Source organism: Streptacidiphilus sp. PB12-B1b (assembly GCF_014084125.1).
GTDB lineage: Bacteria > Actinomycetota > Actinomycetes > Streptomycetales > Streptomycetaceae > Streptacidiphilus.
In genome coordinates, this window is sequence record NZ_CP048405.1 from 6,970,812 (window position 1) to 6,994,603 (window position 23,792).

The window sequence follows — 23,792 nt, forward strand, 5'->3', positions numbered from 1 at the left end:
AGACCTCCGTCAGACCTCTTCGACGCTGCTCGGCTCACGCCGGGACAGGTCGATACCGAGCTCCTCCGCGGCGCGGAACACGTCCTCGTCGGAGTCACGCATCTCAATGGACATGCCGTCGGACGACAGCACCTCCACGTTCAGGCAGAGCGACTGCATCTCCTTGATCAGCACCTTGAAGGACTCAGGGATGCCGGGCTCGGGGATGTTCTCGCCCTTGACGATCGCCTCGTAGACCTTCACGCGGCCCAGGACGTCGTCGGACTTGATGGTGAGCAGTTCCTGGAGGGCGTAGGCGGCGCCGTACGCCTCCAGCGCCCACACCTCCATCTCACCGAAGCGCTGACCACCGAACTGCGCCTTACCACCCAGCGGCTGCTGCGTGATCATGGAGTACGGACCGGTCGAACGGGCGTGGAGCTTGTCGTCGACCAGGTGGTGCAGCTTGAGGATGTACATGTAGCCGACCGAGACCGGCATCGGGAACGGCTCGCCGGAGCGGCCGTCGAACATCCGCGCCTTGCCGGAGGAGCCGACCAGGCGGTCGCCGTCCCGGGTGAGCGTGGTGTGGTCCAGCAGGCCGGCGATCTCGTCCTCGCGGGCGCCGTCGAAAACCGGGGTGGCGAGGTTGGTGCCACCGGTGGCCCGGTCGGCCCCGATCTTCTGGAGCCGGCGGGCCCACTCCTCGCTCAGCCCGGAGACGTCCCAGCCGGTCTTGGCGAGCCAGCCGAGGTGGGTCTCCAGCACCTGTCCCGGGTTCATTCGGGACGGGACGCCGAGGGGGTTGAGCACGATGTCGACCGGGGTGCCGTCCTCGAGGAAGGGCATGTCCTCGACCGGGAGGATCTTGGAGATGACACCCTTGTTGCCGTGGCGGCCGGCCAGCTTGTCACCGTTGGTGATCTTGCGCTTCTGGGCCACGTAGACCCGGACCAGCTGGTTGACGCCGGGCGGGAGCTCGTCGCCCTCCTCGCGGTCGAAGACGCGGACGCCGATGATCTTGCCCTGCTCACCGTGCGGCACCTTCAGCGAGGTGTCGCGGACCTCACGGGCCTTCTCGCCGAAGATGGCGCGCAGCAGGCGCTCCTCCGGGGTCAGCTCGGTCTCGCCCTTGGGCGTGACCTTGCCGACCAGGATGTCACCGGTGGTGACATCGGCGCCGATGCGGATGATGCCGCGCTCGTCGAGGTCGGCGAGGACCTCCTCGGAGACGTTCGGGATGTCCCGGGTGATCTCCTCGGGGCCCAGCTTGGTGTCGCGGGCGTCGACCTCGTGCTCCTCGATGTGGATCGAGGAGAGGACGTCGTCCTGCACGAGGCGCTGCGACAGGATGATCGCGTCCTCGTAGTTGTGGCCCTCCCATGGCATGAACGCCACGAGCAGGTTCTTGCCGAGCGCCATCTCGCCCTGGTCCGTGCAGGGACCGTCGGCGAGCACCTGGCCCACCTCGATGCGCGCGCCCTCGTCCACGATGACCTTCTGGTTGAAGGCCGTGCCCTGGTTGGAGCGGGTGAACTTGGCCACGCGGTACGTGGTGTAGGTGCCGTCGTCGTTGGCGACGGTGACGTAGTCGGCGGAGACCTCCTGGACCACGCCGGACTTCTCGGCGGAGATGACGTCGGCGGCGTCGACCGCCGCGCGGTACTCCATGCCGGTGCCGACCAGCGGCGCCTCGCTCTTGAGCAGCGGGACGGCCTGGCGCATCATGTTGGATCCCATGAGCGCGCGGTTGGCGTCGTCGTGCTCCAGGAAGGGGATCATCGCGGTGGCGACGGACACCATCTGCCGGGGCGAGACGTCCATGTAGTCGATCTCGACGCCGGGGATGTAGTCGATCTCCCCGCCGCGGCGGCGGACCAGGACACGGGCCTCGGCGAAGTGGTTGTCATCGGTCAGCGGCGCGTTGGCCTGGGCGATGACGAACCGGTCCTCCTCGTCCGCGGTCAGGTAGTCGAGGTCGTCGGTGACGATGCCCTCGACGACCTTGCGGTACGGGGTCTCCACGAAGCCGAAGGCGTTGACCCGGCCGTAGGAGGCGAGCGAGCCGATCAGACCGATGTTCGGGCCTTCCGGGGTCTCGATCGGGCACATGCGTCCGTAGTGGGACGGGTGCACGTCGCGGACCTCGAAGCCGGCGCGCTCACGGGACAGACCACCGGGGCCCAGCGCGGACAGACGGCGCTTGTGGGTCAGCCCCGACAGCGGGTTCGTCTGGTCCATGAACTGGGACAGCTGGCTGGTGCCGAAGAACTCCTTGATGGAGGCGACGACCGGCCGGATGTTGATCAGGGTCTGCGGCGTGATCGCCTCGACGTCCTGGGTGGTCATGCGCTCGCGCACGACCCGCTCCATACGGGCGAGACCCGTACGGACCTGGTTCTGGATCAGCTCGCCGACGTTGCGGAGGCGACGGTTGCCGAAGTGGTCGATGTCGTCGTCCTCGACGACGATCGTGCTGCCGTTGGGCGCGACCGTCTCGGTCTCCCCCGCGTGCAGCTGGACCAGGTACTTGATGGTCGCCAGGATGTCGTCGACGGTGAGCACGCCGCCGTCGAGCGGCTCGACCACGCCGAGCTTCTTGTTGATCTTGTACCGACCGACCTTGGCCAGGTCGTAGCGCTTCGGGTTGAAGTAGAGGTTCTCCAGAAGCGTCTGCGCGGCCTCCTTGGTCGGCGGCTCGCCCGGACGCAGCTTGCGGTAGATGTCGAGCAGCGCGTCGTCCTGGCCCTGGGTGTGGTCCTTCTCCAGGGTGGCGCGCATCGACTCGTACTGGCCGAACTCCTCCAGGATCTGCTCGGAGGTCCAGCCGAGGGCCTTCAGCAGCACGGTGACGGACTGCTTGCGCTTGCGGTCGATGCGGACACCGACCATGTCGCGCTTGTCGATCTCAAGCTCCAGCCAGGCACCGCGCGAGGGGATGACCTTGGCGGAGTAGATGTCCTTGTCGGACGTCTTGTCCAGGGTGGTGTCGAAGTAGACGCCCGGGGAGCGCACCAGCTGCGAGACGACGACACGCTCGGTGCCGTTGATCACGAAGGTGCCCTTGTGGGTCATGAGCGGGAAATCGCCCATGAAGACCGTCTGCGACTTGATCTCGCCGGTCTCGTTGTTGGTGAACTCGGCCGTCACGAAGAGCGGGGCCGCGAAGGTGAAGTCGCGGTCCTTGCACTCGTCGATCGAGTTCTTGGGGGGCTCGAAGCGGTGGTCGCGGAAGGTCAGCGACATCGAACCGGAGAAGTCCTCGATCGGAGAGATCTCCTCGAAGATCTCCTCCAGGCCGGACTTCTGCGGGACGTCGTGTCCTTCGGCGAGCGACGCCTCGACCCTGGACTTCCACGCCTGATTGCCGAGGAGCCAGTCGAAGCTCTCGGTCTGCAGGGCGAGGAGGTTGGGAACCTCGAGGGGCTCACGAATCTTCGCGAAAGAAATACGGAGCGGTGCGGTGGATGCGGAGTTGTTCGAGGCGTTGCGCGAGGCGGCCAAGAGGGGGTCCTTCCGAGGGCTCGGACTCACTACGCGCGTACCGGGCCCACCCGTCGCACGGGTAGCATCCGCACTCCCACACAAGCCGTCGTCCTGGGTGTTTCACCAGGTCGTAGCCGGTGCGCAAGCGGGGTGCCACCCCTGGTCGGGGTAGTGCGTACTCCGTGGGTCGAGTCGCGGAGCAGCTAAAAGGCAGCGCAAAGGGACAGTGTAGCCAAAGGGCACACTGCTGTCCAGTCCGGATTCGGAGACCGAATCGTCGAACTCCCTACCTCGCGGGAGAGCCCCCTGACAAGGGCGCCCCCTGGGGCGGTAACTGCCTACGGGGTGTGTATTCCCCACCACGCCGGGGTTCCATGCCTGCCAGCCGAAGATTCATCGACTCGCCGGTGCGCTGCCTGGAACCGTCCTGCGCGGACCTTCGCGTCCTGAGAATTGCGCGCCGCGTGCGGTTCGTCAAGGGCAGACCCCCGAGCAGGTGCATCGAGGGGCCCCTGCGACGGGCTCCGGCCCGGTCCCGCACGCCGGCGGCCGAGCCGGACGACTGCCCTGGTGGGGTGGCCGACCGGCGACCGCTGTGCGGCTCCGGAGGTGACCCCGGACGCGCCACGGCGCCCGCTGCGGACAGGTCGTACCCGCAGCGACGACGATCACCATACTCGTCCCGGGCCGCCGAAGAGGGCAACTGGCCGACAGAAGTGGCGAATCGTCATAGAACGGGCGGGGGGCCGCAGCGCCCCGGGCATACAAGAAGGCCGGGCCGCTCACCCGTAGGGGTGAACGGCCCGGCCGAACAGTCCTCGGAGGGACTGTCAGTCAGTAACCGTGATTACTTGACGGTGACCGAAGCGCCGGCAGCCTCGAGAGCGGCCTTGGCCTTCTCGGCGGCCTCCTTGGCGACCTTCTCCAGGACCGTGGCGGGGGTGCCGTCAACGAGGTCCTTGGCCTCCTTCAGGCCGAGGGAGGTCAGGGCGCGCACCTCCTTGATGACCTGGATCTTCTTGTCACCGGCGGCGGTGAGGATGACGTCGAACTCGTCCTGCTCCTCAGCGGCCTCCTCGACGGCGCCCGGGCCGGCAACACCGGCGACGGCGACCGGGGCGGCAGCCTTGACGTCGAACTTCTCCTCGAACGCCTTCACGAACTCGGACAGCTCGATGAGGGTGAGCTCGGCGAACTGCTCGAGCAGCTCTTCCTGGGACAGCTTCGCCATGGTGGCGTCCTTCCACTATTTTCGGCAGGTGCCGGATGTACGGATAGGCGGGCGTACGGGCCCGCTGCGAGGGTCCTACTCCGCGGCGGGAGCGTCGTCCTCGGCGGCGGGAGCCGGCGTACCGGCACCGCCCTGCTCGACCTTGGCCCGGAGCGCCTCCGCAGTGCGGACGAACTCCGTGAGCGGAGCCTGGAAGGTCGCGGCGGCCTTGGCCATCGACGCCTTCAGGCCACCCGCGAGCTTGGCGAGCAGCACCTCGCGGGACTCAAGGTCCGCGAGCTTCTTGATGTCATCGGCGGACAGCGCCTTACCGTCAAGGACACCGCCCTTGATGATCAGCGCAGGGTTGTCCTTGGCGAAGTCACGCAGAGCCTTCGCCGACTCCACCGGGTCACCGGCGACGAAGGCGACAGCCGTCGGACCCGCGAACAGGTCGTCAAGCTCAGAGATGCCGGCCTGGTTGGCGGCGATCTTGGTCAGCGTGTTCTTCACCACGGCGTAATTGGCGTTGCTGCCGAGCGAGCGACGCAGCGTCTTCAGCTGCGCCACGGTCAGACCGCGGTACTCGGTCAGCACGGCCGCGCTGGAGTCACGGAACTTGTCCGTCAGCTCCGCGACAGCGGCAGCCTTGTCGGGCCTTGCCATAGGCTTACGCCTCCTTCCGTGATGTCGATGCGTGGCCGACCGTTGAGTCGACCTGCTACGCCCGTACCGCCGGAAGAAAGAGTTCGAGAAAAACAGAACAGCCCCGGCGCAGGCGCACGGGGCTTCAACATGCTCAACGACTGCGATGCCTTGCGGCACGCACCCGGAGCGCGATCTTCCTCATTCATCCTGCGCGGGTTGTCCGCATCCTTCGCGGAGCCTTCGGTCACCACGCTCACCTTGTGAAAGGCAGGCGGCGACAACCAGCGGTCTGTGGCAGGCACCACGGTACGGGACCGGCCCGCCCCGGGGCAAATCGCCCCCGGAACGGGCCGTCGGCACAGCAGCGGACGAGGCGTCAGCCGGCGCCCTGGGCCTGCGTCTGCTGCTTGAGCAGCTGGGTGAGGTCCATCGTCTGGCCGGCCGGGGGCACGGTGATCTTCAGCGGCACGCTGGAGTAGTCGGAGTAGTCGACGGTGGCGCTGGTCGTCCCGGCGGAGCTGTTCCCGGACTCCTGGATCCGGACCGGCAGGCTCTGGGAGTTGACCCACATGCTCACGTTCTCCGTGCTCACGCCCTGCGCGGACAACTGCTGCAGGACGTTCTTCAGCTCGGCGTCGTCCTGGCCGCCGAGCTCCGTGGTGAGCAGGCTCTTGACGTCGACCACGCCCGTGTAGCGGGTGGTCTGCTGGCCGTCCACAGTCTCCTGGCCGACCCGGTGGACGTCCCCGGAAGAGGTCAGCAGCCGGACCATGGTGGCCGGGTCCTGGCCGCTGTTGGCGTTCAGCAGGCTGGACAGGCTCTGGCCACTGGCGCCGCCGAGCGAGGCGATGTCCATCTTCAGCCACTGCTTGCCGCCGAACTCCGCAGCGCTCTTGGGCCCCAGATCCATGTACATGACGTCGCCGGAGAGCAGCACCCGGATGCTGCCGGCGCCGAGCTTCTGGGTCAGCTGCGGATTGGTCATCGTCATGTCCATCGCCAGCGGCTTGGAGGACACCGAGCCGCTGGCGGTGATCGTGCCGACCGACGGCACGGACTCGGTCATCGTCATCTTCGCCGACGTGTCGGCCGAGGTCTGCTTGCTCACCAGCGCCATGGCGTCGGCGACGCTGGCCATCTTCGGCGCGGCGACGGCGCCGGCCGAGGCGGCGCCCTTGGTGGCGCCGCCGCAGGCCGCGAGGCCGAGCACGGCGGCGGAGGCGACGACGGTGAGACAGAGAGCGCGAGTACGACGCATAGGAAACCCCCCTGGGTGGTGCCTGTGAACCTTTTCGACACACGACGCTACACCCGGGGACGGACACGCGAACGGGCCGGTTCCCCGCCCCCCGGTGAGGGGATGGGAAACCGGCCCGTTCAGAAGGCTCGCCCGGTCGTCAGTCCGGCTCGCTCGGTCGTCAGACCGCCACAGTGCTTGACTGCGGCGCCATGACGGCCTCGCTCGTACCTCGCTCGGTCGTCAGACCGCCACAGTGCTTGACTGCGGCGCCATGAACGGCCTCGCTCGTACCTCGCTCGGTCGTCAGACCGCCGCGGGGTCCTCCTCGACGAGGAGGTTGCGGGTGCGGTTCGGGTCGACCTGGATGCCGGGGCCGATCGTGGTGCTGATGGCGATCTTCTTGATGTAGCGGCCCTTGGAGGCGGACGGCTTGGCGCGGAGCACCTCGTCCAGGGCGGCGGCGTAGTTCTCGACCAGCTTGTCGTCATCGAACGAGGTCTTGCCGATGATGAGGTGCAGGTTCGAGTGCTTGTCGACGCGGAACTCGATCTTGCCGCCCTTGATCTCGGTCACGGCCTTGGCCACGTCCGGGGTCACGGTGCCGGTCTTCGGGTTCGGCATCAGGCCACGCGGGCCGAGCACGCGGCCCAGGCGGCCGACCTTGCCCATGAGGTCCGGGGTGGCGACGACGGCGTCGAAGTCCAGGCGGCCCTTGGCCACCTCGTCGATCAGCTCGTCGGCGCCGACGATGTCGGCACCCGCAGCCTCCGCGGCCGCGGCACGGTCACCGGTCGCAAAGACCAGGACCCGGGCGGTCTTGCCGGTGCCGTGCGGAAGGTTCACGGTGCTGCGGACCATCTGGTCGGCCTTGCGCGGGTCGACGCCCAGGCGCATGGCGACCTCGACGGTGCCGTCGAACTTGGTGGTCGAGGTCTCCTTGGCGAGCCGGATGGCCTCGAGGGGGGCGTAGAGACGGTCGCGGTCGACCTTGGCGGCCGCGGCGTTCAGAGCCTTGCTGCGCTTCACTGCTGCTCCTGTGGATTCAAGACGTGGAGTTGTGGTGGCTGCGGGCCGCGCTCGGCCCTACCACTGCCAACGGGGACTGAAGGGGACTTCAGCCCTCGATGGTGATGCCCATCGACCGGGCGGTACCGGCGATGATCCTGTCGGCCTCTTCCAGGGAGTTGGCGTTCAGGTCGGGCAGCTTGGTCGTGGCGATCTCACGGACCTGGGCAGCCGACAGCTTGGCGACCTTGGTCTTGTGGGGCTCGCTGGAGCCCTTCTCGATACCGGCGGCCTTGAGGATCAGGCGCGCGGCCGGCGGGGTCTTGGTGATGAAGGTGAAGGAGCGGTCTTCGTAGACCGTGATCTCCACCGGCACGACCATGCCGCGCTGCGACTCGGTCTGCGCGTTGTAGGCCTTGCAGAACTCCATGATGTTGACGCCGTGCTGGCCCAGCGCGGGGCCGACGGGCGGGGCGGGGTTGGCCGCACCGGCCTTGATCTGGAGCTTGATCAGCCCAGTGATCTTCTTCTTCTTGGGAGGCATGTTCTCTCTCCGGGTCCTTACGAGAGGTGTTCCCGACCGGCATGCGGAAGCGCACCGGCGGGGCCTGGGGTTTGCGTGGCGCCACCTGGCCGGACGGCCTGGCTCAACGCACACATCGAACCAGGATAGCCCGAAAGGCCCACGATCCTAAATCGCTCCCGAGGCCGCACGCGCGAGGGCCCCGCACCGTGCGTCCGGTGCGGGGCCCTGCGGTCGTGCTCGGTACTCAGTCGCTCCTGGTACTCAGTCGTTCTTGGTGATCTGGTCGAACGACAGCTCGACCGGGGTCTCCCGGCCGAAGATCTCGACCAGGCCCTTGACCTTCTTGGAGTCCGGGTTGATCTCGTTGATGGTGGCCTGCAGCGTCGCAAACGGGCCGTCGGTGACCGTGACCGAGTCGCCGACCTCGAAGTCCAGCACCTGGATCTCGGACGGGCGGACCTGCGAGGGCCGGCCGGCCTCCTTGGCGGCGGCGCGCTCGACGTCCGGCGCCAGCATCTTGACGACCTCGTCCAGCGTCAGCGGGTACGGGTCGTAGGCGTTGCCGACGAAGCCGGTGACGCCGGGGGTGTTGCGGACGACGCCCCAGGACTCGTTCGTCAGGTCCATGCGCACCAGTACGTAGCCGGGGAGCTTGTTCTGACGGATGGTCTTGCGGTCGCCGTTCTTGATCTGGACGACCTCTTCCTGCGGCACCTCGGCCTGGTAGATGTAGTCCTCGACGTTGAGCGAGACGGCGCGCTGCTCCAGGTTGGACTTCACCCGGTTCTCGTACCCGGCGTAGGTGTGGATGACGTACCACTCGCCGGGGGCCAGGCGCAGTTCCTCGCGGAACGCGGCGACCGGGTCGATCTCGACCTGGTCCTCCTCGGTGACCTCGGCGTCGGCCTCTTCGGCCGCCTCGACGGCCGCGGACTCCTCGTCCGTGACGACGGTCAGCGCCGCATCCTCGGCGGCCCGGCCGGCCTCGTCGTCAGCTGCCTCGGCCTCGTCGTCGTCCCCATCGGCGTTGTCGATGATCTGCTCGGCGGAGTCGTCGGCATCGGCCCACGCAGACGCGTCCTGCTCCGCAGCGTCGACCGACTCCACGGCCTCGTCAGCCTCGGGGGTCTCTGCGGCGTCGGACGGGTGGGACTCAGACACGTTGGCTGCTTCTTCCTGGAGATGAAGGGTGGATCGGTACCGGACCGTCCACAGGGAGAAGCAGGGCTTGACTGCGGACGACTCGGATACTCAACGATACCGACTCCACGGTAGCGGAGCGTCCGCACGGCGGTGTCCGGTGATGGTGTCCCACGGCGGTCCGGCAGCGCGGCGCCGGGCAGCTGCGGCCGACCGTCAGCCGAAGACGAGCTTGGCCAGCTCGGCGAAGCCGGTGTCGAGGCCGTAGACGATCGCCATGATCACCAGGACGAAGCAGATGACCGTGGTGGTGTAGGTGGTCAGCTCGTTGCGGGTGGGCCAGACGACCTTGCGCAGCTCGGCGATGATCTGGCGGTAGAAGAGGGCCGTACGCGCAAAGACGTTCTTGCGGTTCGGGTCCTTCTGCCTCTTCCCACCCTTGCCGGCGGCCTTGTTGGCGCGCTTGCGGTCGCGGCGGGACAGCGCCTCGCCCTGTTCGTCCTCAGGGTTACCACGATCAGGTGTCGCGGTGGAGCCCACGGTCTCCGTCACTCGTTCCTCACCTGAAGATCGGGTACCTGTTCGAGTGGTCGCAGTGTTGCGATCTCGTGTTGCGCACTGCTGGACGGTACCGCCTGAAGCGCGTTTGCAACAGGGCGGACTGCAGGGCCGGAGGGACTTGAACCCCCAACCGCCGGTTTTGGAGACCGGTGCTCTACCAATTGAGCTACGACCCTTTGGAATCCGGGTGACCGGATTCGCAGGACCCAACCTACCGCATCAGGGCCCCGGCACGGTGTGTGCACGATTCCTGAGCCGCGGCTCGGTCCATCGGAGGTTGAGTGTAGGGGGTGGGGGCGCGATTGGTCGAATGCCTTGCCGCCGGGCGGTTCCCGGCCGTATCGCGGAACGGCGATGCCCGGGCCGGTCCGGTTCTGCGACCATGCAGGTATGAGCGCTGCATCCCCCACCCCTGACCCCAGCATCCGTCCGGCAGACCGCCGCGTCTCGGCACGCATCGGCGCCATCGCGGAGTCCGCCACCCTCGCCGTCGACGCCAAGGCCAAGGCCCTCAAGGCGGCCGGTCGTCCGGTGATCGGCTTCGGCGCAGGCGAGCCGGACTTCCCGACTCCCGGCTACATCGTGGACGCGGCCGTGGCGGCCTGCCGCGACCCGAAGAACCACCGCTACACGCCGGCCGGGGGGCTGCCCGAGCTGAAGGCCGCCATCGCCGCCAAGACGCTGCGCGATTCCGGCTGGGCCGTGGAGCCCTCGCAGGTGCTGGTGACCAACGGGGGCAAGCAGGCCATCTACGAGGCGTTCGCCGCGATCCTGGACCCGGGCGACGAGGTCATCGTGCCCGCGCCCTACTGGACCACCTATCCGGAGTCCATCCAGCTCGCGGGCGGTGTCCCGGTCGAGGTGGTCGCCGACGAGACCACCGGCTACAAGGTGTCGGTGGAGCAGCTGGAGGCCGCCCGCACCGCGAACACCAAGGTGCTGCTGTTCGTCTCGCCGTCCAACCCGACCGGCGCGGTCTACACCCGGGCCGAGGTGGAGGCCGTGGGCCGCTGGGCCGCGGAGCACGGGCTGTGGGTGCTCACCGACGAGATCTACGAGCACTTGGTCTACGGCGACGCCGCGTTCGTGTCGCTGCCGGTGGCCGTGCCGGAGCTGGCCGACAAGTGCATCGTGGTCAACGGCGTGGCCAAGACCTACGCCATGACCGGCTGGCGGGTGGGCTGGGTGATCGGCCCGCAGGACGTCGTCAAGGCGGCCGCCAACCTGCAGTCGCACGCGACCTCCAACGTCAACAACGTGGCCCAGGTGGCGGCGCTGGCGGCGGTGTCCGGCGACCTCTCCGCGGTGGACGAGATGAAGGTGGCGTTCGACCGCCGCCGCCGGACGGTCGTGCGGATGCTCAACGAGATCCCCGGCGTGGTCTGCCCGGAGCCGCAGGGCGCGTTCTACGCGTACCCGTCGGTCAAGGGGCTGCTGGGCAAGGAGATCCGCGGCAGGCGCCCGCAGACCTCCGCCGAGCTGGCGTCGCTGATCCTGGACGAGGCCGAGGTCGCGGTCGTCCCGGGCGAGGCGTTCGGAACGCAGGGGTACCTGCGTCTTTCGTACGCGCTGGGCGACGACGACCTGGTCGAGGGCGTCACCCGGCTGCAGAAGCTGCTCGGCGAGGCCCGCGACTAGACCGCCGGGCCGGTGCGAGCCGGTCTTTCGGGCCCGTCACGGCGGCTGCGGCCGCGGTGACGGGCCCGTCGCGTCAGCGCGGCGCCCCGTCCGGGGTTCACCCGATCGAGGGTCTTGACCTGGATGTATTCCAAGGCCAGGCTGAATGAGCGAAGATCTCTGGATGGAACAGGTATCCGCTGCCCCGATCGGCCCCCCTGCGGTCGCCGCCGCCCCTGCCCCCCGGGATGTCCGCCTTCTTCCCAAGGCGCATCTGCACCTGCACTTCACCGGCTCCATGCGCCCCGCGACCCTGCTGGAGCTGGCCGACAAGCACGGAGTGCACCTGCCCGAGGCGCTGGGAGCCCACGCCCTGAGTTCCGGCGAGCCGCCGAAGCTCCGGGCCACCGACGAACGCGGCTGGTTCCGCTTCCAGCGGCTGTACGACATGGCGCGATCGGTGCTGCGCGACGAGGACGACATCCGGCGGCTGGTACTGGAGACCGCCCAGGACGAACTGGCCGAGGGCAGTGCCTGGCTGGAGATACAGGTCGATCCGACCTCCTACGCGCCCAGGCTCGGCGGGCTGATCCCGGCGCTGGAGATCATCCTGGACGCGGTGGACGCCGCCTCCCGGGCGACCGGCGTGGAGATCAGGGTGCTGGTCGCCGCCAACCGGATGAAGCACCCGCTGGACGCCCGCACCCTGGCGCGGCTGGCGGTGCGCTACACCGACCGGGGCGTGGTCGGCTTCGGCCTGTCCAACGACGAACGCCGGGGCATGGCGCGGGACTTCGACCGGGCCTTCGCCATCGCCCGGGAGGGCGGCCTGCTGGCCGCCCCGCACGGCGGCGAGTTGGCCGGCCCGGCCAGCATCCGGGACTGCGTGGACGACCTCGGCGCCGGGCGGGTCGGCCACGGGGTGCGCGCGGCGGAGGACCCCCGGCTGATGCAGCGGCTGGCCGACCGTCAGATCACCTGCGAGGTCTGCCCGGCGTCCAATGTGGCGCTGGGCGTCTACGAGAAGCCCGAGGACGTGCCGCTGCGCACGCTGTTCGACGCAGGCGTGCCGATGGCGCTGGGCGCCGACGACCCGCTGCTGTTCGGCTCGCGGCTGGTGGCCCAGTACCGCTCGGCGCGCGAGGTGCACGGCTTCAGCGACGCCGAACTGGCCGAGCTGGCACGGCAGTCGGTGCGCGGCTCGTGCGCGCCCAAGGACGTCCGGGAGCGGCTGCTGGCCGGGGTGGACGCCTGGCTGGTGTCCTGACCGGGCGCGCGCCGCGGCCGGTGCGCGGGCCGGTCCGGGTCAGAGCTCGACGCCGACCAGCACCGGCTCGTTGACCAGGGTGACGCCGAAGGCCGCCCGGACGCCGTCGCGCACCTCGCGGGCGAGCGCCAGCAGGTCATCGGTGGTGGCCTGGCCGCGGTTGGTCAGGGCCAGGGTGTGCTTGCCGGAGAGCCGGGCCGGGCCGCGGCCGTAGCCCTTGCCGAAGCCCGCCCGGTCGATCAGCCAGGCGGCCGAGGTCTTGGCGCCCTGGTCCGGCGCGGGGAACAGCGGCGGCTGGACGTCCGGGCCGAGCCGGTCGCGGACGCGGGCCAGGAACGCGGCCTGCTGCTCCGGGTCCAGGACCGGGTTGGTGAAGAAGGAGCCCGCCGACCAGGTGTCGTGGTCCTCCGGGTCCAGCACCATGCCCTTGCCGGCCCGCAGTTCGAGCACGGTCTCGCGGGCGGTGCGCAGCCCGGTGCGCTCGCCCTGCTCCACGCCGAGCGTGCGGGCCACCTCGGCGTAGCGGACCGGGGTGGAGCGCCCCTGGGCGTCCTCCAGGTCGAAGCGGACCCGCAGCACCACGTACCGGTCGGGGTGGGCCTTGAAGACGCTGTGCCGGTAGGAGAACCGGCAGTCGGCGTTGGCCAGGGTCACCGTCTCGCGGGCGCGGCGGTCGTAGGCGACGACCTCGGTGACGGTGTGGGCCACCTCCTGCCCGTAGGCGCCGACGTTCTGCACCGGGGTGGCGCCGACCGAGCCGGGGATGCCGGCCAGGAACTCGTTCCCGGCCAGCCCGTACTCCAGCACGGTGGCGGCGACCAGGTCCGTCCAGACCTCTCCGGCGGCGGCGTCCAGGCGGGTGCCGTGCAGGGTGTGGCCGGTGGTGGCGATGTGCAGGGCGGTGCCGTCGAAGCCCTTGTCGCCGATGACCAGGTTGCTGCCGCCGCCGATCACCAGCAGCGGCTCCCCGGCGGCGTCGGCGGCGCGGACGGTCTCGACGATCTCGTCGTCGGTGGTGGCGCTGACCAGCCGGCGGGCCGGGCCGCCGAGGCGGAAGGTGGTCAGCGGGGCGAGGGGGGCGTCCTGGAGTACCTGCACGATGCCAGCTTAGAGGGGGGCGCGCGGACGCCCCGCCCGCACCCGCCGGGGCGGATGGGACGGGGCGCCGGTCGTGCCGCGCGGCCGGGTCAGGAGACCGGCGACAGGGTGGGGGCCTGGCTCTCGGCGGCGGCCTCGGGCGCCCCGGCGGCCCGGCGGCGGCGCGGGATGACCAGGGCGGCGACCACGGCGGCGGCGATGGCGGCGGCGCCCACCCACAGCGCCGGGTCCAGTCCGTCGGCGAACGCCTGCGGGCTGCCGTAGCCGCCGTGGGCGGTGAAGACCGAGGTGAGGACGGCGATGCCGAGGGCTCCGCCGACCTCGCGGAGCGCGCTGTTGGCGCCGGAGGCGACGCCCTGCTCCTCCGGCTCGACCGAGCCCATGAGCACCGCCGCGACCGGCGAGAAGAACAGGGCCATGCCGATGCCGGAGAGGATCAGCGCGGGGAGCTGCGCGGCGTAGCCGACGTGGGCGGCGACGATCAGGGCGAACCAGGTGAGCCCGGCGGTCTGCAGGGCGAGCCCGGCGGCGATGATGACGCGTCCGCCGATGCGGTCGACGAAGAGTCCGGCGATGGGCGCGACCACCATCGGCATGGCCGTCCAGGGCAGCATCCGGACCCCGGCCTCCATCGGGCTGTAGCCCTGGGCGTTCTGCAGCCACTGGCTGAGCAGGAAGATCGAGCCGAACATGCCCAGGGACATCAGCAGCGAGGCGCTGTTGACGGCGGCGAAGGCCCGGTTGCGGAACAGCCGCATGGGCAGCAGCGGCGCGTCCGTGTGCATCTCCCAGGCGACGAAGGCGACCAGCAGGGCGGCTCCGGCGACGAGTCCGGTGAGCACGGTGGGGCTGCTCCAGCCGTCGGAGTTGCCGCGGATCAGGGCGAAGACGATGCCGAAGAGGCCGGCGCTGGCGAGGGCGGTGCCGGGGATGTCGAGGCGTCCGTTGGGGCCGTGGCTCTCGGTCAGCCGCAGTCGGGCGAGCGGTATCAGGGCCAGCCCGATGGGGACGTTCAGCGCGAAGATCCACTGCCAGGAGAGGTGTTCGACCACGGTGCCGCCGATCAGCGGGCCGAGGGCGATGGCCATGCCGTTGACGGCTCCCCAGGCCCCGAAGGCGGCGCCGCGCCGGGCGGGCGGGACGGCGGAGGTGAGCAGGGTGAGGCTGACCGGGGTGAGCAGGGCCGCGCCGACGCCCTGGGCGGCGCGGGCGGCGATCAGCGCGCCGATGTCGGGGGCGAGGGCCGCGCCCAGCGAGGAGAGGGTGAACAGGGTGAGCCCGAGGGTGAATATCCGGCGGCGGCCGAAGCGGTCGCCGAGGGCGGCGCCGAGCATCAGCAGCACGGCGAAGGTCAGGGTGTAGGCGTTGACGGTCCATTCGAGGTCGGTGATGCCGCCGCCGAGGTGCGCCCGAATGGAGGGGAGGGCGGTGGTGACGACGAGGTTGTCGAGGGCGGCCATGAAGCCGGCGGTGCTGGTGATGACGAAGGCCCAGACTGCTGGATTGCCCTTGCGCATGTCGGTTTCCCTGCTGCTCGGCCCCGACTGGGGTGGGGCCACACTTAGTAATTGATTACTAACTTTCGCGGACAGAAAGAAACGCCGCAGACAGGCCCGGCGGGCCCGCCTCAGTGCCCTTTGTCCTCGAAGTTGAATCCCTGCCACAGGCGGTGCTCCGGCGGAAAACCCATGGCGACCATTGCGTTGATCAGCATTCCCTGCGAGAAGAACTCCCGCGTCTCCTCCTGGGTCATCGCGGCCGCATCGGTCACGGTGTCCCAGAGGTCGGTCCACATGCCCCGGACGATCTCGCCGACGTCGGCGTCCCCGGCGGCCTCGGCGGCCGCGGTGGAGACGTACATCTGCATCTGCATCATCAGCCGGCTGCGGTCGGCGATGAGGTCGATGTAGGCCAGGCTCATGGCCTCCCGGGCGTCCTCGCCGCTGAGCCCCTCGGAGGCGGCGACGAAGGCCTCCCGGATGTCGTCCATGCAGCGCCGGGCGGCGGCCTCGAAGATCGCCCGCTTGCTGGGGAAGATCCGGAACAGGTACGGCTGCGAGACGCCGACCCGGTCGGCGATCAACTGGGTGGAGGTGCCGTTGTAGCCGCGCTCGGCGAACTCGACCATGGCGGCGCGGATGACGCTCTCGCGCCGCTCCTCCGCCGTCATCCTCATGCTCGCCTTTGCCATGCAGACAAAGTTAGTGGTTGATTACTAACCTGTCAACGCCGGGCGCCCCGGCGGTCGCGGCGCCCGCCCGGAGGCCGTCCGGGGTGCGCCGCGATCGGTCGCCGCGAGCGCCGTCAGGCCAGCTGGACTACGGCCCGGGACATGCCCAGCACCTTCTGGCCCGCGCTGGTGGCCAGCAGGTCCACCCGCACCCGGCGGTCGTCCAGCTTCGCCCCGACCTTGGCCGAGACCTCGATCACCGCGCCGACGCCGTCGTTCGGGACCACCACCGGCTTGGTGAAGCGCACGCCGTACTCGACCACCGCGCCCGGGTCGCCGAGCCAGTCGGTGACCACCCGGATCGCCTCGGCCATGGTGAACATGCCGTGGCCGATGACGTCCGGCAGGCCCACCGATGTGGCGAACGCCTCGTTCCAGTGGATCGGGTTGAAGTCGCCCGAGGCCCCGGCGTACTGGACCAGGGTGGCGCGGGTCACCGGAAAGGACTGCGCCGGAAGCTCGGCCCCGACCTCGACCTCGTCGTAGTTGACCTTCGCGGTCATGGTCACCCCTCCTCGGCGGCGCGGGCCACCAGCATCATGTGGGCGGTGACCACGTGCTCACCGCTCTCCTCGTGCACCTCGCCGCGCACCGACAGCACGTCGTTGCCGGCCAGCGACTTGATCGACTCGATGACGCAGGTGACCGCCAGCCGGTCCCCCGCCCGCACCGGCCGGGTGTAGACGAAGCGCTGGTCGCCGTGGACCACCCGGGAGAAGTCCAGGCCCAGCTCCGGGTCGTTGACCACCTGGGCGGAGGCCCGGTAGGTGATCACGAAGGGGAAGGTGGGCGGGGCGATCACGTCGGCGTGGCCCAGGGCCTTGGCGGCCTCCTGGTCCCGGTAGACCGGATTGGGGTCGCCGACCGCCTCGGCGAACTCGCGGATCTTCTCGCGCCCGACCTCGTACGGGGCCGTGGGCGGGTAGGTCCGCCCGATGAAGGAGGGGTCGAGCGGCATGGACAGTCTCCTTGTGGATCCTGGTGGTTGGGGAAACCGCAACGAGACGAAGGCCGCCCCCACGGATGGGGACGGCCTTCGCCGACGAGCTGGTCGATAGCACCGGCCCTGCGAGTGAACGCAGAGGTCAGCGGGTCTCGCGGTGCGCGGTGTGCGACTTGCAGCGGGGGCAGTGCTTCTTCAACTCAAGACGGTCCGGGTCGTTACGCCGGTTCTTCTTGGTGATGTAGTTCCGCTCCTTGCACTCCACGCAGGCCAGCGTGATCTTCGGGCGGACATCAGTGGCGGCCACAGGAGTGCCTTCCTCGGACAGACAACGTTATGAACACAGACAAGAGTAGCCGACTGGGCGGGTTACCCGACAATCGGCTACAGGGCGTGGTAGCGGTGACCGGACTTGAACCGGTGACACAGCGATTATGAGCCGCTTGCTCTACCAACTGAGCTACACCGCCACGACGATCGGGCACCCCGCCGAAGCGGGGTTCCCTCTCATCCGAGCCCCCATGCGGAATCGAACCGCAGACCTTCTCCTTACCATGGAGACGCTCTACCGACTGAGCTATAGGGGCTGGCCGAGGAAGACATTACACGGTTCCCGGCCGATCCGTGAAATCCGTATCAGGACTGCCCGTTCCCAGCTCAGAGCGGCCGGACGGACCACCCGGCCGGTACGACTTATCCAGTCCTCCCCATCGTCCCCACGCGCCTCCCGGGCCCGCCCCCGACGCCGCCCTAGGCTCCCCCCGGCGATCCTGACCGGCCCGAAGGAGCAGCGATGTCCACCGGCACGCCCTCCGGGGGGCTGGGCGCGCCCGTCGGCCCCGCCCAGCTGCTCTCCGGGGCCCGGCTGCCGGACGGCCGCACGGTGGACGTCCGGATCAGCGGCGGCCGGATCGAGGCGATCGGGGCGGCGGGCAGCCTGAGCGCCGCCGAACGACTGGACCTCAGCGGCTACCTGCTGCTCCCGGCCCCGGTGGAGCCCCATGCCCACCTGGACGAGGCGTTCAGCGCCGGCCCCTGGCCGGAGGCGGCGTCAGGCCCGCGTACCGGACCGACCCCGGGGCCCGCGCCGGAGCCCTCGCCGGAGGCGCTCCAGCGGCGGATCACCGAGGCGGCCCTCGGCGGCCTGGGCTACGGGGCGGTGGCGCAGCGCACCCATGTGCGGATCGGCGACGCGCACGCGCTGGTACGGCTGGAGGCCGCGCTGCAGGCGGCCCGGGGGCTGCGCGGCCTGATGGAGCTTCAGGTGGCGGTGTTGCCGCCGCCGTTGTCCGGGGCGGCCGGACGCGAGGGGCGCGCGCTGCTGCGGGAGGCGCTGGCGATGGGCGCGCACGCCCTCGGCGGCAGTCCCGACCGGGAGGCCGACCCGGTCGGCTGCCTGCGCGCCCTGGCCACCCTGGCCGGTGAGGCGGAGCGGCCGCTGGACCTGCACACCGACGCCGCAGATCCGCTGCGGCTGGCGCAACTGACGGACGCGCTGCGGCCGTTGCGCACCCCGGTGACGCTCGGCCCGGTCCCGGGGCTGGGCCGGCCGGCCCCGGACGGGCTGGCGCGCGCCGCCGACCGGCTGGCCTCGGCCGGGATCGCGCTGGTCTGCCTGCCGCAGAGCGGCCGCTGCGTCGGCCTGGCGGCCGGGGCCGACGGCCCGCGCCGCGCCGGGACGGGTGTGCCGGTGCGGCGGCTGCGGGCGGCCGGGGTGGTGGTGGCGGCGGGCAGCGGCGCGGTGCGGGACACCGCCAACCCGGTCGGGCGGATGGACCCGCTGGAGGCCGCGTTCCTGCTGGCCGCCTGCGGCGAGCTGGACGTGGCCGCCGGGTACGAGTCGGTGAGCGCGGCCGCCCGGACGGTGCTGGGCCTGCCGCCGGTCCGGCTGGCCGTCGGCTTCCCGGCCGAGCTGCTGGCCGTGCGCGGCGAGAACCTGCGCGGGGTGCTCTCCGGCGGCCACAGCCGGGTGGTGCTGCACGCGGGCCGGGTGGTCAGCCGGACCAGCGCGGTCCGCGAGTACGCCGACCCGATCGCCCCGGCCGTGCCCCGCCAGGGCCGCAGCGGCTGAGGATCGCAGCGGGGACGCGCCACGGCGGGCACGGACTGCGGCGGAGACGGGCTGCGGCGGGCTGGGGCTGGGACTGCGGCGGGAACGGGCTGCGGCGGGCTGGGGCTGGGACTGGGACTGCGGCGGGCGTCAGCCCCGGACCGCGCGCCGGTAGTGCACCAGCAGCTCGCCCCAGTCGTCGATCCGAACCCGGCCGCTGCGGCGGAAGCCCATGGACTTGTACAGCCGGTTCGCCCGCAGGTTGTCGGCGTGCGTCCACAGCTGCGCCTGTTCGAATCCGCGCGCCGAGGCGCGGATCAGGACCTGCTCGACCAGCTGCCGCCCGATGTGCTGGCCCCAGCGGTCGGGGGCCACGCTGAGCTGGGATATGTGCAGCAGCCCGGGGACGGGCGGCCCGGCGCCGTCCCGGTCGAGGCCCTGGAGGCCGAGGATGGTCCCGACCACCGCGCCCGGACCGGCGGAGCCGGGGTCGTGCACGCCGCCGTCCCATCCCGCGTCCACGCGGCCGTCCCGGTCGGCGCCCGGCCGCTGCGGGTCGCCGCCGCCAAGGTGCGCGCCGGGCGCGCCGGGCTCGTCGTCCGCCGGGCAGCGGGCGAGCAGCAGCAGCGCCCCCGGCGTGGCCATGCGCCGGTGGACCGAGGCGATGTGCGCCTCCGGCAGGGGCCTGCCGTTGCGGCGGACGACATGGGAGAGCGTCCACAGCCGTACCGCCGCGTCCACGTCCTGCGCCACGGCCTCGCGCACCGCCGCCTGCTCGCTCATTCCATGCCCCTGTTCCCTGCCGTGCGTCCAAGCGCTCCCCCGCCGAACCGAGCCGCATCGAACTGGTGCCGGAGGGACGGCAGTTCCTCTGGTCGGGCCGAGCCTAGGACGAACCTCCGGGCCGCCGCTAGCGAGGGTGCGCCATCGGTCCGCGCCGGAGGCGGCCGGTCACACCCCGCGCGGCGGCTGCGGCCGGGCCTGCCGGCTGTCGGCCGCCCCCTGCCCGGCCTGCGGGCTGCCGGGCAGGTAGGAGGCCCGGTTGAGGCCGCGGGTGAGGGTGCTGAGCTGCACGGCGTCCAGTTCGCCGACGGTGGTGGACTCGGTGATCCCGGCCAGGCTGACCAGGTCGTGGGCGGTGAACCAGCCGGTGTCGGGCAGGGCCCGGAGCAGCGCGCCGACCGGCATGGCCGCCGCGTCCTGGTTGCCGGATCTGGCCTCCAGCAAGGAGTGCACCAGCGCCGGGAGGCCCTCGGTGGCGACCGCGGCGAGGATCAGCTCGGCGGCCCGGGCCCGCTCGGCGGCGTCGGCCCGCACCGCGGCGGGGTCGGCGGCCGGTTCAGTGGCGGCCGGGCCGGTCGTGGATCCCGCTCCGGCGCTTCCGCCCGCCCCGGCGCCGGTCTGGCGTTCGCCCCTGTGCCACATCATCGTGCGCCTCCTCGTCCCGGAGGGGCCGTGCGGCGAGTGCGGGCCGTCCGTGCCCCTACGTCCACCACCACCATTGTCCGACCTGGGCTGCCCGGCGCACGCCGAGATCCGGGCGCCCCGGGCCGCCGTTCCGCTCTGGGCGATTCCGCCGAGAGCGTGCCGCCGTTCACAGCCCCCGGCCGGGCGGGCAGAGTCGGGGCATGAGGCTGCTGCTGCTGGGTGGGACGGAATTCGTGGGCCGGGCCGTCGTCGACGAGGGGCTGGCCCGGGGCTGGGAGGTGACCGCGTTCAACCGCGGCCGCCAGGAACAGGCGCCGGGCGCCACCGCGCTGCGCGGTGACCGCACCGCCGCTGACGGGCTGTCGGCGCTCGCCACGGGCGAGTGGGACGTCGTGGTGGACACCTGGAGCGGCGCGCCGTCGGCGGTCCGGGACGCCGCGCGGCTGCTGGCCGGGCGGGCCGGGCACTACGTGTACGTGTCCAGCCGCTCGGTGTACGCGTTCCCGGCCCCGGCCGGGCTGGGGGAGGACGGGCCGCTGGTGGACGGCTCGCCCGACGACGGCGAGGTGGAGTACGCCGAGGCCAAGCGCGGCGGGGAGCTGGCGGCCATCGCGGCCTTCGGCGAGCGGGCGCTGCTGGCCCGGGCCGGGCTGATCCTCGGCCCCCGCGAGAACGTCGGACGGCTGCCCTGGTGGCTGCGGCGGATCGAGCGCGGCGGGCCGGTCCTGGCGCCCGGGCCGCGCGGGCTGCCGCTGCAGTACGTGGACGCCCGCGACCTCGCCGCCTGGGTGCTGGACGCCGCCGGGCGCGGGCTCGGCGGCGCGTACAACGTGGTCAGCCCGCCCGGGCACGCCACCATGGGCGAGCTGCTGGAGTCCTGCGTCCGGGTGACCGGCTCCGGCGCCGAGCTGCGGTGGACCGACCCGGAGCCGATCCTGGCCGCCGGGGTCGAGCCCTGGACCGACCTGCCGGTGTGGATCCCGCCGGGCGAGCTGTACGACGCCCTGCACCAGGGGGACGTCGGCAAGGCCGTCGGCGCTGGCCTGCGTTGCCGCCCGGTGGCGGAGACCGTGGCCGACACCTGGCGCTGGCTGCGGGAGTCGGACGCGCCCCCGCCGGCCCCGCGCCACGGCCGTCGCCCGCCCGGGCTGGAGCCGGAGCGGGAGGCGGAGCTGCTGCGGCGGCCCTGACCCGGGGGCCGCGCCGGTCGGTCGAAGCGAACCGAAGCGAATCGGCCCGGCCCGGCCCGGTCCGGCCCGGCCCCGCCCGGTCACGTCAGACCGGCGTGGACGCCCCCTCCGCGGCGGCCGTCGGCGCCGGGATCTCCGGCAGCGGCGTCCGCAGCGGGAAGTGGCAGGCCGCCACATGGCCGGGGCCGAAGTGCCGCAGCTGCGGCTCCTCCTCCGCGCACCGGCGCTGCGCCAGCGGGCAGCGGGTGCGGAAGCGGCAGCCCGAGGGCGGGTCCAGCGGGCTGGGCAGCTCGCCCCTGATCCCGCCGCCGCGCTTGGTGCGCTCCAGCTCCGGCTCGGGCACCGGTATGGCCTCCAGCAGGCCCGCGGTGTACGGGTGGGCGGTGCGGTGGTGGATGTCGTCCCCGCTGCCGACCTCGACCATCCGCCCCAGGTACATCACCCCGATCCGGTCGGCCAGGTACTTCACCACCGCCAGGTCGTGCGAGATGACCACGTACGAGAGCCGGTGGGCGGCCTGCAGCCGCTTCATCAGGTTGAGCACCTGGGCGCGGATGGAGACGTCCAGCGCGGAGACCGGCTCGTCGGCGACGATCACCCGGGGCGTCAGCGTGAGCGCCCGGGCCAGGCCGATGCGCTGCCGCTGGCCGCCGGAGAACTCGTGCGGGAACCGATCCAGGGCGCTCTCCGGCAGGCCGACCTCGGCCAGCAGCTCGGCGGCGCGCTCCAGCCGCTCCTTGGCGGTGCCGATGCCCTGGATCTGCAGCGGCTCCAGCAGGGTGCTGCTGACCCGCATCCGGGGATCGAGCGAGCTCATCGGGTCCTGGAACATCATCTGCAGATCCCGGCGGTGGCGGCGCAGTTCGCGCCCGCGCAGGCTGCTGATGTCGGTGCCGTCCAGGCTGACCGTGCCGGAGCTGGGCCGTTCCAGGCCGACGATCATGCGGCCGAGGGTGGTCTTGCCGCAGCCGGACTCGCCGACCAGGCCGAAGGTCTCGCCGTAGCCGAGCGTGAGCGACACGTCCGAGACGGCGTGGACGGAGAGCCGCTCCCGGCCCAGGAACCCGCCCCGGCCGGCCGGGAACTCCTTGACCAGGCTGCGGACCTCCAGCAGCGGGCGGGCGTCGGCCGTCTCGACCTCGGCCTCCGCCCTGGCCTGCGCCGCGACCGTCAGCACCGGCTCGGCCGGGGGCAGCGGGCCGTCGGTCGGGTGCCAGCAGGCGAACAGGTGCTGCTCGCTCCCGGCCAGGGCCGGCTCCTCCTCCCGGCAACGGTCGGTGGCGTACGCGCAGCGCTCGGCGAAGCGGCAGCCCCGGGGCGGGTCGGCGAGGTCCGGCGGCAGGCCGGGGACGGTGTAGAGGGCGCGGGTGCTGTCCTGGCCGAGGGTGGGCGTGGCCGCCAGCAGGCCCTGGGTGTAGGGGTGGCGCATGGCGCCGAACAGCGCGTCGGTGCCGGTGCTCTCGGCGATCCGCCCGGCGTACATGACGTTGATCCGATCGGCGTGCCCGGCCATGATGCCCATGTCGTGGGTGATCAGGATCATCGCCATGCCCAGCCGGTCCTTGAGGTCGGCGAGGAGGGTGAGGATCTGCGCCTGGATGGTGACGTCCAGGGCGGTGGTGGGCTCGTCCGCGATGAGCACCTTGGGCTCGTTGGCGAGCGCCATGGCGATCATCACCCGCTGCCGCAGGCCGCCGGAGAGCTGGTGCGGGTAGTCCCCGAGCCGCTCCTTGGGGTGCGGCAGGCCGACCAGGCCGAGCACCTCGGCGGCCCGGTCCATGGCTTCGGCCTTCGAGCAGCCTCGGTGCAGCAGGACCGGTTCGGCGACCTGGTAGCCGATGGTCTTGGTCGGGTCGAGCGAGCTCATCGGGTCCTGGAAGACCATGGCGATCTCGTTGCCGCGCACCGCCCGCAGTTCGCGCTCGGGCAGGCCGACGAGTTCGCGCCCGGCGAGCACCACCGACGACCTGCCGATCATCGCGCCGCCCGGGGGCAGCAGCCCCATCAGCGAGAGCCCGGTCATGGACTTCCCGCAGCCGGATTCGCCGACCAGGCCGAGGGTCTCGCCCGCGTCCAGGTGGAAGGAGACGTCGTCCACGGCCTGGACCACGCGGCGGTCGCCGGTTCGGATGTGCGTGGTGAGGTGGTTGACCTCGAGGAGGGGGGCCATGTCG

General features: G+C 71.3%; 21 protein-coding genes and 3 tRNA genes. 4 read left to right on the plus strand and 20 right to left on the minus strand.

Annotation, left to right across the window (positions count from 1 at the left end; translation table 11 throughout):
- Positions 1-9: 9 nt before the first annotated feature.
- The 9 genes from rpoB to GXW83_RS30330 all read right to left on the minus strand — a co-directional run bounded on the left by rpoB (position 10) and on the right by GXW83_RS30330 (position 9,971).
- A complete protein-coding gene (gene rpoB, locus GXW83_RS30290; RefSeq protein WP_182446210.1) occupies positions 10-3,483 on the minus strand; it encodes a DNA-directed RNA polymerase subunit beta in 3,474 nt (1,157 codons plus the stop codon).
- An 829-nt stretch (positions 3,484-4,312) separates the two neighbouring features.
- Positions 4,313-4,696, minus strand: coding sequence for a 50S ribosomal protein L7/L12 (gene rplL, locus GXW83_RS30295; RefSeq protein WP_182446211.1), 384 nt, complete (start codon positions 4,694-4,696; stop codon positions 4,313-4,315).
- 75 nt (positions 4,697-4,771) lie between these two features.
- Positions 4,772-5,341, minus strand: a complete 570-nt coding sequence (gene rplJ / locus GXW83_RS30300; protein WP_182446212.1) for a 50S ribosomal protein L10 — start codon at positions 5,339-5,341, stop codon at positions 4,772-4,774.
- A gap of 358 nt (positions 5,342-5,699) precedes the next feature.
- The gene (locus GXW83_RS30305; RefSeq protein WP_182446213.1) at positions 5,700-6,581 is read right to left on the minus strand and encodes a hypothetical protein; all 882 of its coding nucleotides are present in this window, start codon (positions 6,579-6,581) and stop codon (positions 5,700-5,702) included.
- 285 nt (positions 6,582-6,866) lie between these two features.
- A complete protein-coding gene (rplA, locus tag GXW83_RS30310; protein ID WP_182446214.1) occupies positions 6,867-7,589 on the minus strand; it encodes a 50S ribosomal protein L1 in 723 nt (240 codons plus the stop codon).
- Between the two features lie 88 nt (positions 7,590-7,677).
- Entirely contained in the window at positions 7,678-8,112 is a 435-nt protein-coding gene (rplK, locus tag GXW83_RS30315; protein WP_182446215.1) for a 50S ribosomal protein L11, read from the minus strand.
- 243 nt (positions 8,113-8,355) lie between these two features.
- Positions 8,356-9,255 (minus strand): transcription termination/antitermination protein NusG, encoded by a 900-nt coding sequence (nusG, locus tag GXW83_RS30320; RefSeq protein ID WP_182446216.1) that lies wholly within the window; start codon positions 9,253-9,255, stop codon positions 8,356-8,358.
- A 195-nt stretch (positions 9,256-9,450) separates the two neighbouring features.
- The gene (gene secE / locus GXW83_RS30325) at positions 9,451-9,786 is read right to left on the minus strand and encodes a preprotein translocase subunit SecE (RefSeq protein WP_182446217.1); all 336 of its coding nucleotides are present in this window, start codon (positions 9,784-9,786) and stop codon (positions 9,451-9,453) included.
- A gap of 112 nt (positions 9,787-9,898) precedes the next feature.
- Positions 9,899-9,971 (minus strand) — tRNA-Trp (locus tag GXW83_RS30330).
- A gap of 214 nt (positions 9,972-10,185) precedes the next feature.
- Between GXW83_RS30330 and GXW83_RS30335 the strand changes: the two genes are divergently transcribed.
- Positions 10,186-11,433, plus strand: a complete 1,248-nt coding sequence (locus tag GXW83_RS30335) for a pyridoxal phosphate-dependent aminotransferase (protein WP_182446218.1) — start codon at positions 10,186-10,188, stop codon at positions 11,431-11,433.
- Positions 11,434-11,596: 163 nt separating this feature from the next.
- Entirely contained in the window at positions 11,597-12,679 is a 1,083-nt protein-coding gene (locus GXW83_RS30340) for an adenosine deaminase (RefSeq protein WP_182446219.1), read from the plus strand.
- A gap of 39 nt (positions 12,680-12,718) precedes the next feature.
- On the opposite strand, the gene GXW83_RS30345 is transcribed toward GXW83_RS30340, so the two are convergent.
- The 8 genes from GXW83_RS30345 to GXW83_RS30380 all read right to left on the minus strand — a co-directional run bounded on the left by GXW83_RS30345 (position 12,719) and on the right by GXW83_RS30380 (position 17,537).
- A complete protein-coding gene (locus GXW83_RS30345; RefSeq protein WP_182446220.1) occupies positions 12,719-13,777 on the minus strand; it encodes a UDP-N-acetylmuramate dehydrogenase in 1,059 nt (352 codons plus the stop codon).
- An 89-nt stretch (positions 13,778-13,866) separates the two neighbouring features.
- Positions 13,867-15,294: a DHA2 family efflux MFS transporter permease subunit gene (locus tag GXW83_RS30350; RefSeq protein ID WP_182446221.1), complete on the minus strand. Its 1,428-nt coding sequence runs from the start codon at positions 15,292-15,294 to the stop codon at positions 13,867-13,869.
- Positions 15,295-15,404: 110 nt separating this feature from the next.
- Complete coding sequence (locus tag GXW83_RS30355; protein ID WP_225447336.1) at positions 15,405-15,968, minus strand: TetR/AcrR family transcriptional regulator; 564 nt, start codon at positions 15,966-15,968, stop codon at positions 15,405-15,407.
- 113 nt (positions 15,969-16,081) lie between these two features.
- Complete coding sequence (locus GXW83_RS30360; protein WP_182446222.1) at positions 16,082-16,510, minus strand: MaoC family dehydratase; 429 nt, start codon at positions 16,508-16,510, stop codon at positions 16,082-16,084.
- Between the two features lie 2 nt (positions 16,511-16,512).
- Entirely contained in the window at positions 16,513-16,965 is a 453-nt protein-coding gene (locus GXW83_RS30365) for a MaoC family dehydratase N-terminal domain-containing protein (protein WP_182446223.1), read from the minus strand.
- A gap of 127 nt (positions 16,966-17,092) precedes the next feature.
- Positions 17,093-17,257 carry a 50S ribosomal protein L33 gene (rpmG, locus tag GXW83_RS30370; RefSeq protein WP_182446224.1) on the minus strand — a complete coding sequence of 55 codons (165 nt, stop codon included), beginning with the start codon at positions 17,255-17,257 and terminating at the stop codon, positions 17,093-17,095.
- 87 nt (positions 17,258-17,344) lie between these two features.
- Positions 17,345-17,420: transfer RNA gene (locus GXW83_RS30375), tRNA-Met, on the minus strand.
- A 44-nt stretch (positions 17,421-17,464) separates the two neighbouring features.
- Positions 17,465-17,537: transfer RNA gene (locus GXW83_RS30380), tRNA-Thr, on the minus strand.
- A 206-nt stretch (positions 17,538-17,743) separates the two neighbouring features.
- On the opposite strand from GXW83_RS30380, the gene GXW83_RS30385 reads away from it, so the two are divergent.
- Entirely contained in the window at positions 17,744-19,021 is a 1,278-nt protein-coding gene (locus GXW83_RS30385; protein WP_182446225.1) for a hydrolase, read from the plus strand.
- Positions 19,022-19,150: 129 nt separating this feature from the next.
- Here the strand turns inward: GXW83_RS30385 and GXW83_RS30390 are convergent, their stop codons facing one another.
- Positions 19,151-19,783: an N-acetyltransferase gene (locus GXW83_RS30390; protein WP_182446226.1), complete on the minus strand. Its 633-nt coding sequence runs from the start codon at positions 19,781-19,783 to the stop codon at positions 19,151-19,153.
- Between the two features lie 168 nt (positions 19,784-19,951).
- On the minus strand, positions 19,952-20,428 hold the full coding sequence (locus tag GXW83_RS30395) for a hypothetical protein (protein WP_182446227.1): 477 nt from the start codon (positions 20,426-20,428) through the stop codon (positions 19,952-19,954).
- Positions 20,429-20,628: 200 nt separating this feature from the next.
- On the opposite strand from GXW83_RS30395, the gene GXW83_RS30400 reads away from it, so the two are divergent.
- Positions 20,629-21,618 carry an NAD-dependent epimerase/dehydratase family protein gene (locus GXW83_RS30400; RefSeq protein ID WP_182446228.1) on the plus strand — a complete coding sequence of 330 codons (990 nt, stop codon included), beginning with the start codon at positions 20,629-20,631 and terminating at the stop codon, positions 21,616-21,618.
- A gap of 85 nt (positions 21,619-21,703) precedes the next feature.
- On the opposite strand, the gene GXW83_RS30405 is transcribed toward GXW83_RS30400, so the two are convergent.
- A complete protein-coding gene (locus tag GXW83_RS30405; protein ID WP_182446229.1) occupies positions 21,704-23,788 on the minus strand; it encodes an ABC transporter ATP-binding protein in 2,085 nt (694 codons plus the stop codon).
- Between the last annotated feature and the right edge of the window lie 4 nt (positions 23,789-23,792).

What these genes read in the sequence shown, in the direction of transcription:
- rplL (WP_182446211.1), bottom strand. Translation starts at nt 4,696, where the DNA reads ATGGCGAAGCTGTCCCAGGAAGAGCTGCTCGAGCAGTTCGCCGAGCTC.
- rplJ (WP_182446212.1), bottom strand. Translation starts at nt 5,341, where the DNA reads ATGGCAAGGCCCGACAAGGCTGCCGCTGTCGCGGAGCTGACGGACAAG.
- GXW83_RS30305 (WP_182446213.1), bottom strand. Translation starts at nt 6,581, where the DNA reads ATGCGTCGTACTCGCGCTCTCTGTCTCACCGTCGTCGCCTCCGCCGCC.
- rplK (WP_182446215.1), bottom strand. Translation starts at nt 8,112, where the DNA reads ATGCCTCCCAAGAAGAAGAAGATCACTGGGCTGATCAAGCTCCAGATC.
- GXW83_RS30335 (WP_182446218.1), top strand. Translation starts at nt 10,186, where the DNA reads ATGAGCGCTGCATCCCCCACCCCTGACCCCAGCATCCGTCCGGCAGAC.
- GXW83_RS30340 (WP_182446219.1), top strand. Translation starts at nt 11,597, where the DNA reads ATGGAACAGGTATCCGCTGCCCCGATCGGCCCCCCTGCGGTCGCCGCC.
- GXW83_RS30350 (WP_182446221.1), bottom strand. Translation starts at nt 15,294, where the DNA reads ATGCGCAAGGGCAATCCAGCAGTCTGGGCCTTCGTCATCACCAGCACC.
- GXW83_RS30355 (WP_225447336.1), bottom strand. Translation starts at nt 15,968, where the DNA reads ATGGCAAAGGCGAGCATGAGGATGACGGCGGAGGAGCGGCGCGAGAGC.
- GXW83_RS30360 (WP_182446222.1), bottom strand. Translation starts at nt 16,510, where the DNA reads ATGACCGCGAAGGTCAACTACGACGAGGTCGAGGTCGGGGCCGAGCTT.
- GXW83_RS30365 (WP_182446223.1), bottom strand. Translation starts at nt 16,965, where the DNA reads ATGCCGCTCGACCCCTCCTTCATCGGGCGGACCTACCCGCCCACGGCC.
- GXW83_RS30385 (WP_182446225.1), top strand. Translation starts at nt 17,744, where the DNA reads ATGTCCACCGGCACGCCCTCCGGGGGGCTGGGCGCGCCCGTCGGCCCC.
- GXW83_RS30390 (WP_182446226.1), bottom strand. Translation starts at nt 19,783, where the DNA reads ATGAGCGAGCAGGCGGCGGTGCGCGAGGCCGTGGCGCAGGACGTGGAC.
- GXW83_RS30395 (WP_182446227.1), bottom strand. Translation starts at nt 20,428, where the DNA reads ATGATGTGGCACAGGGGCGAACGCCAGACCGGCGCCGGGGCGGGCGGA.
- GXW83_RS30400 (WP_182446228.1), top strand. Translation starts at nt 20,629, where the DNA reads ATGAGGCTGCTGCTGCTGGGTGGGACGGAATTCGTGGGCCGGGCCGTC.
- GXW83_RS30405 (WP_182446229.1), bottom strand. Translation starts at nt 23,788, where the DNA reads ATGGCCCCCCTCCTCGAGGTCAACCACCTCACCACGCACATCCGAACC.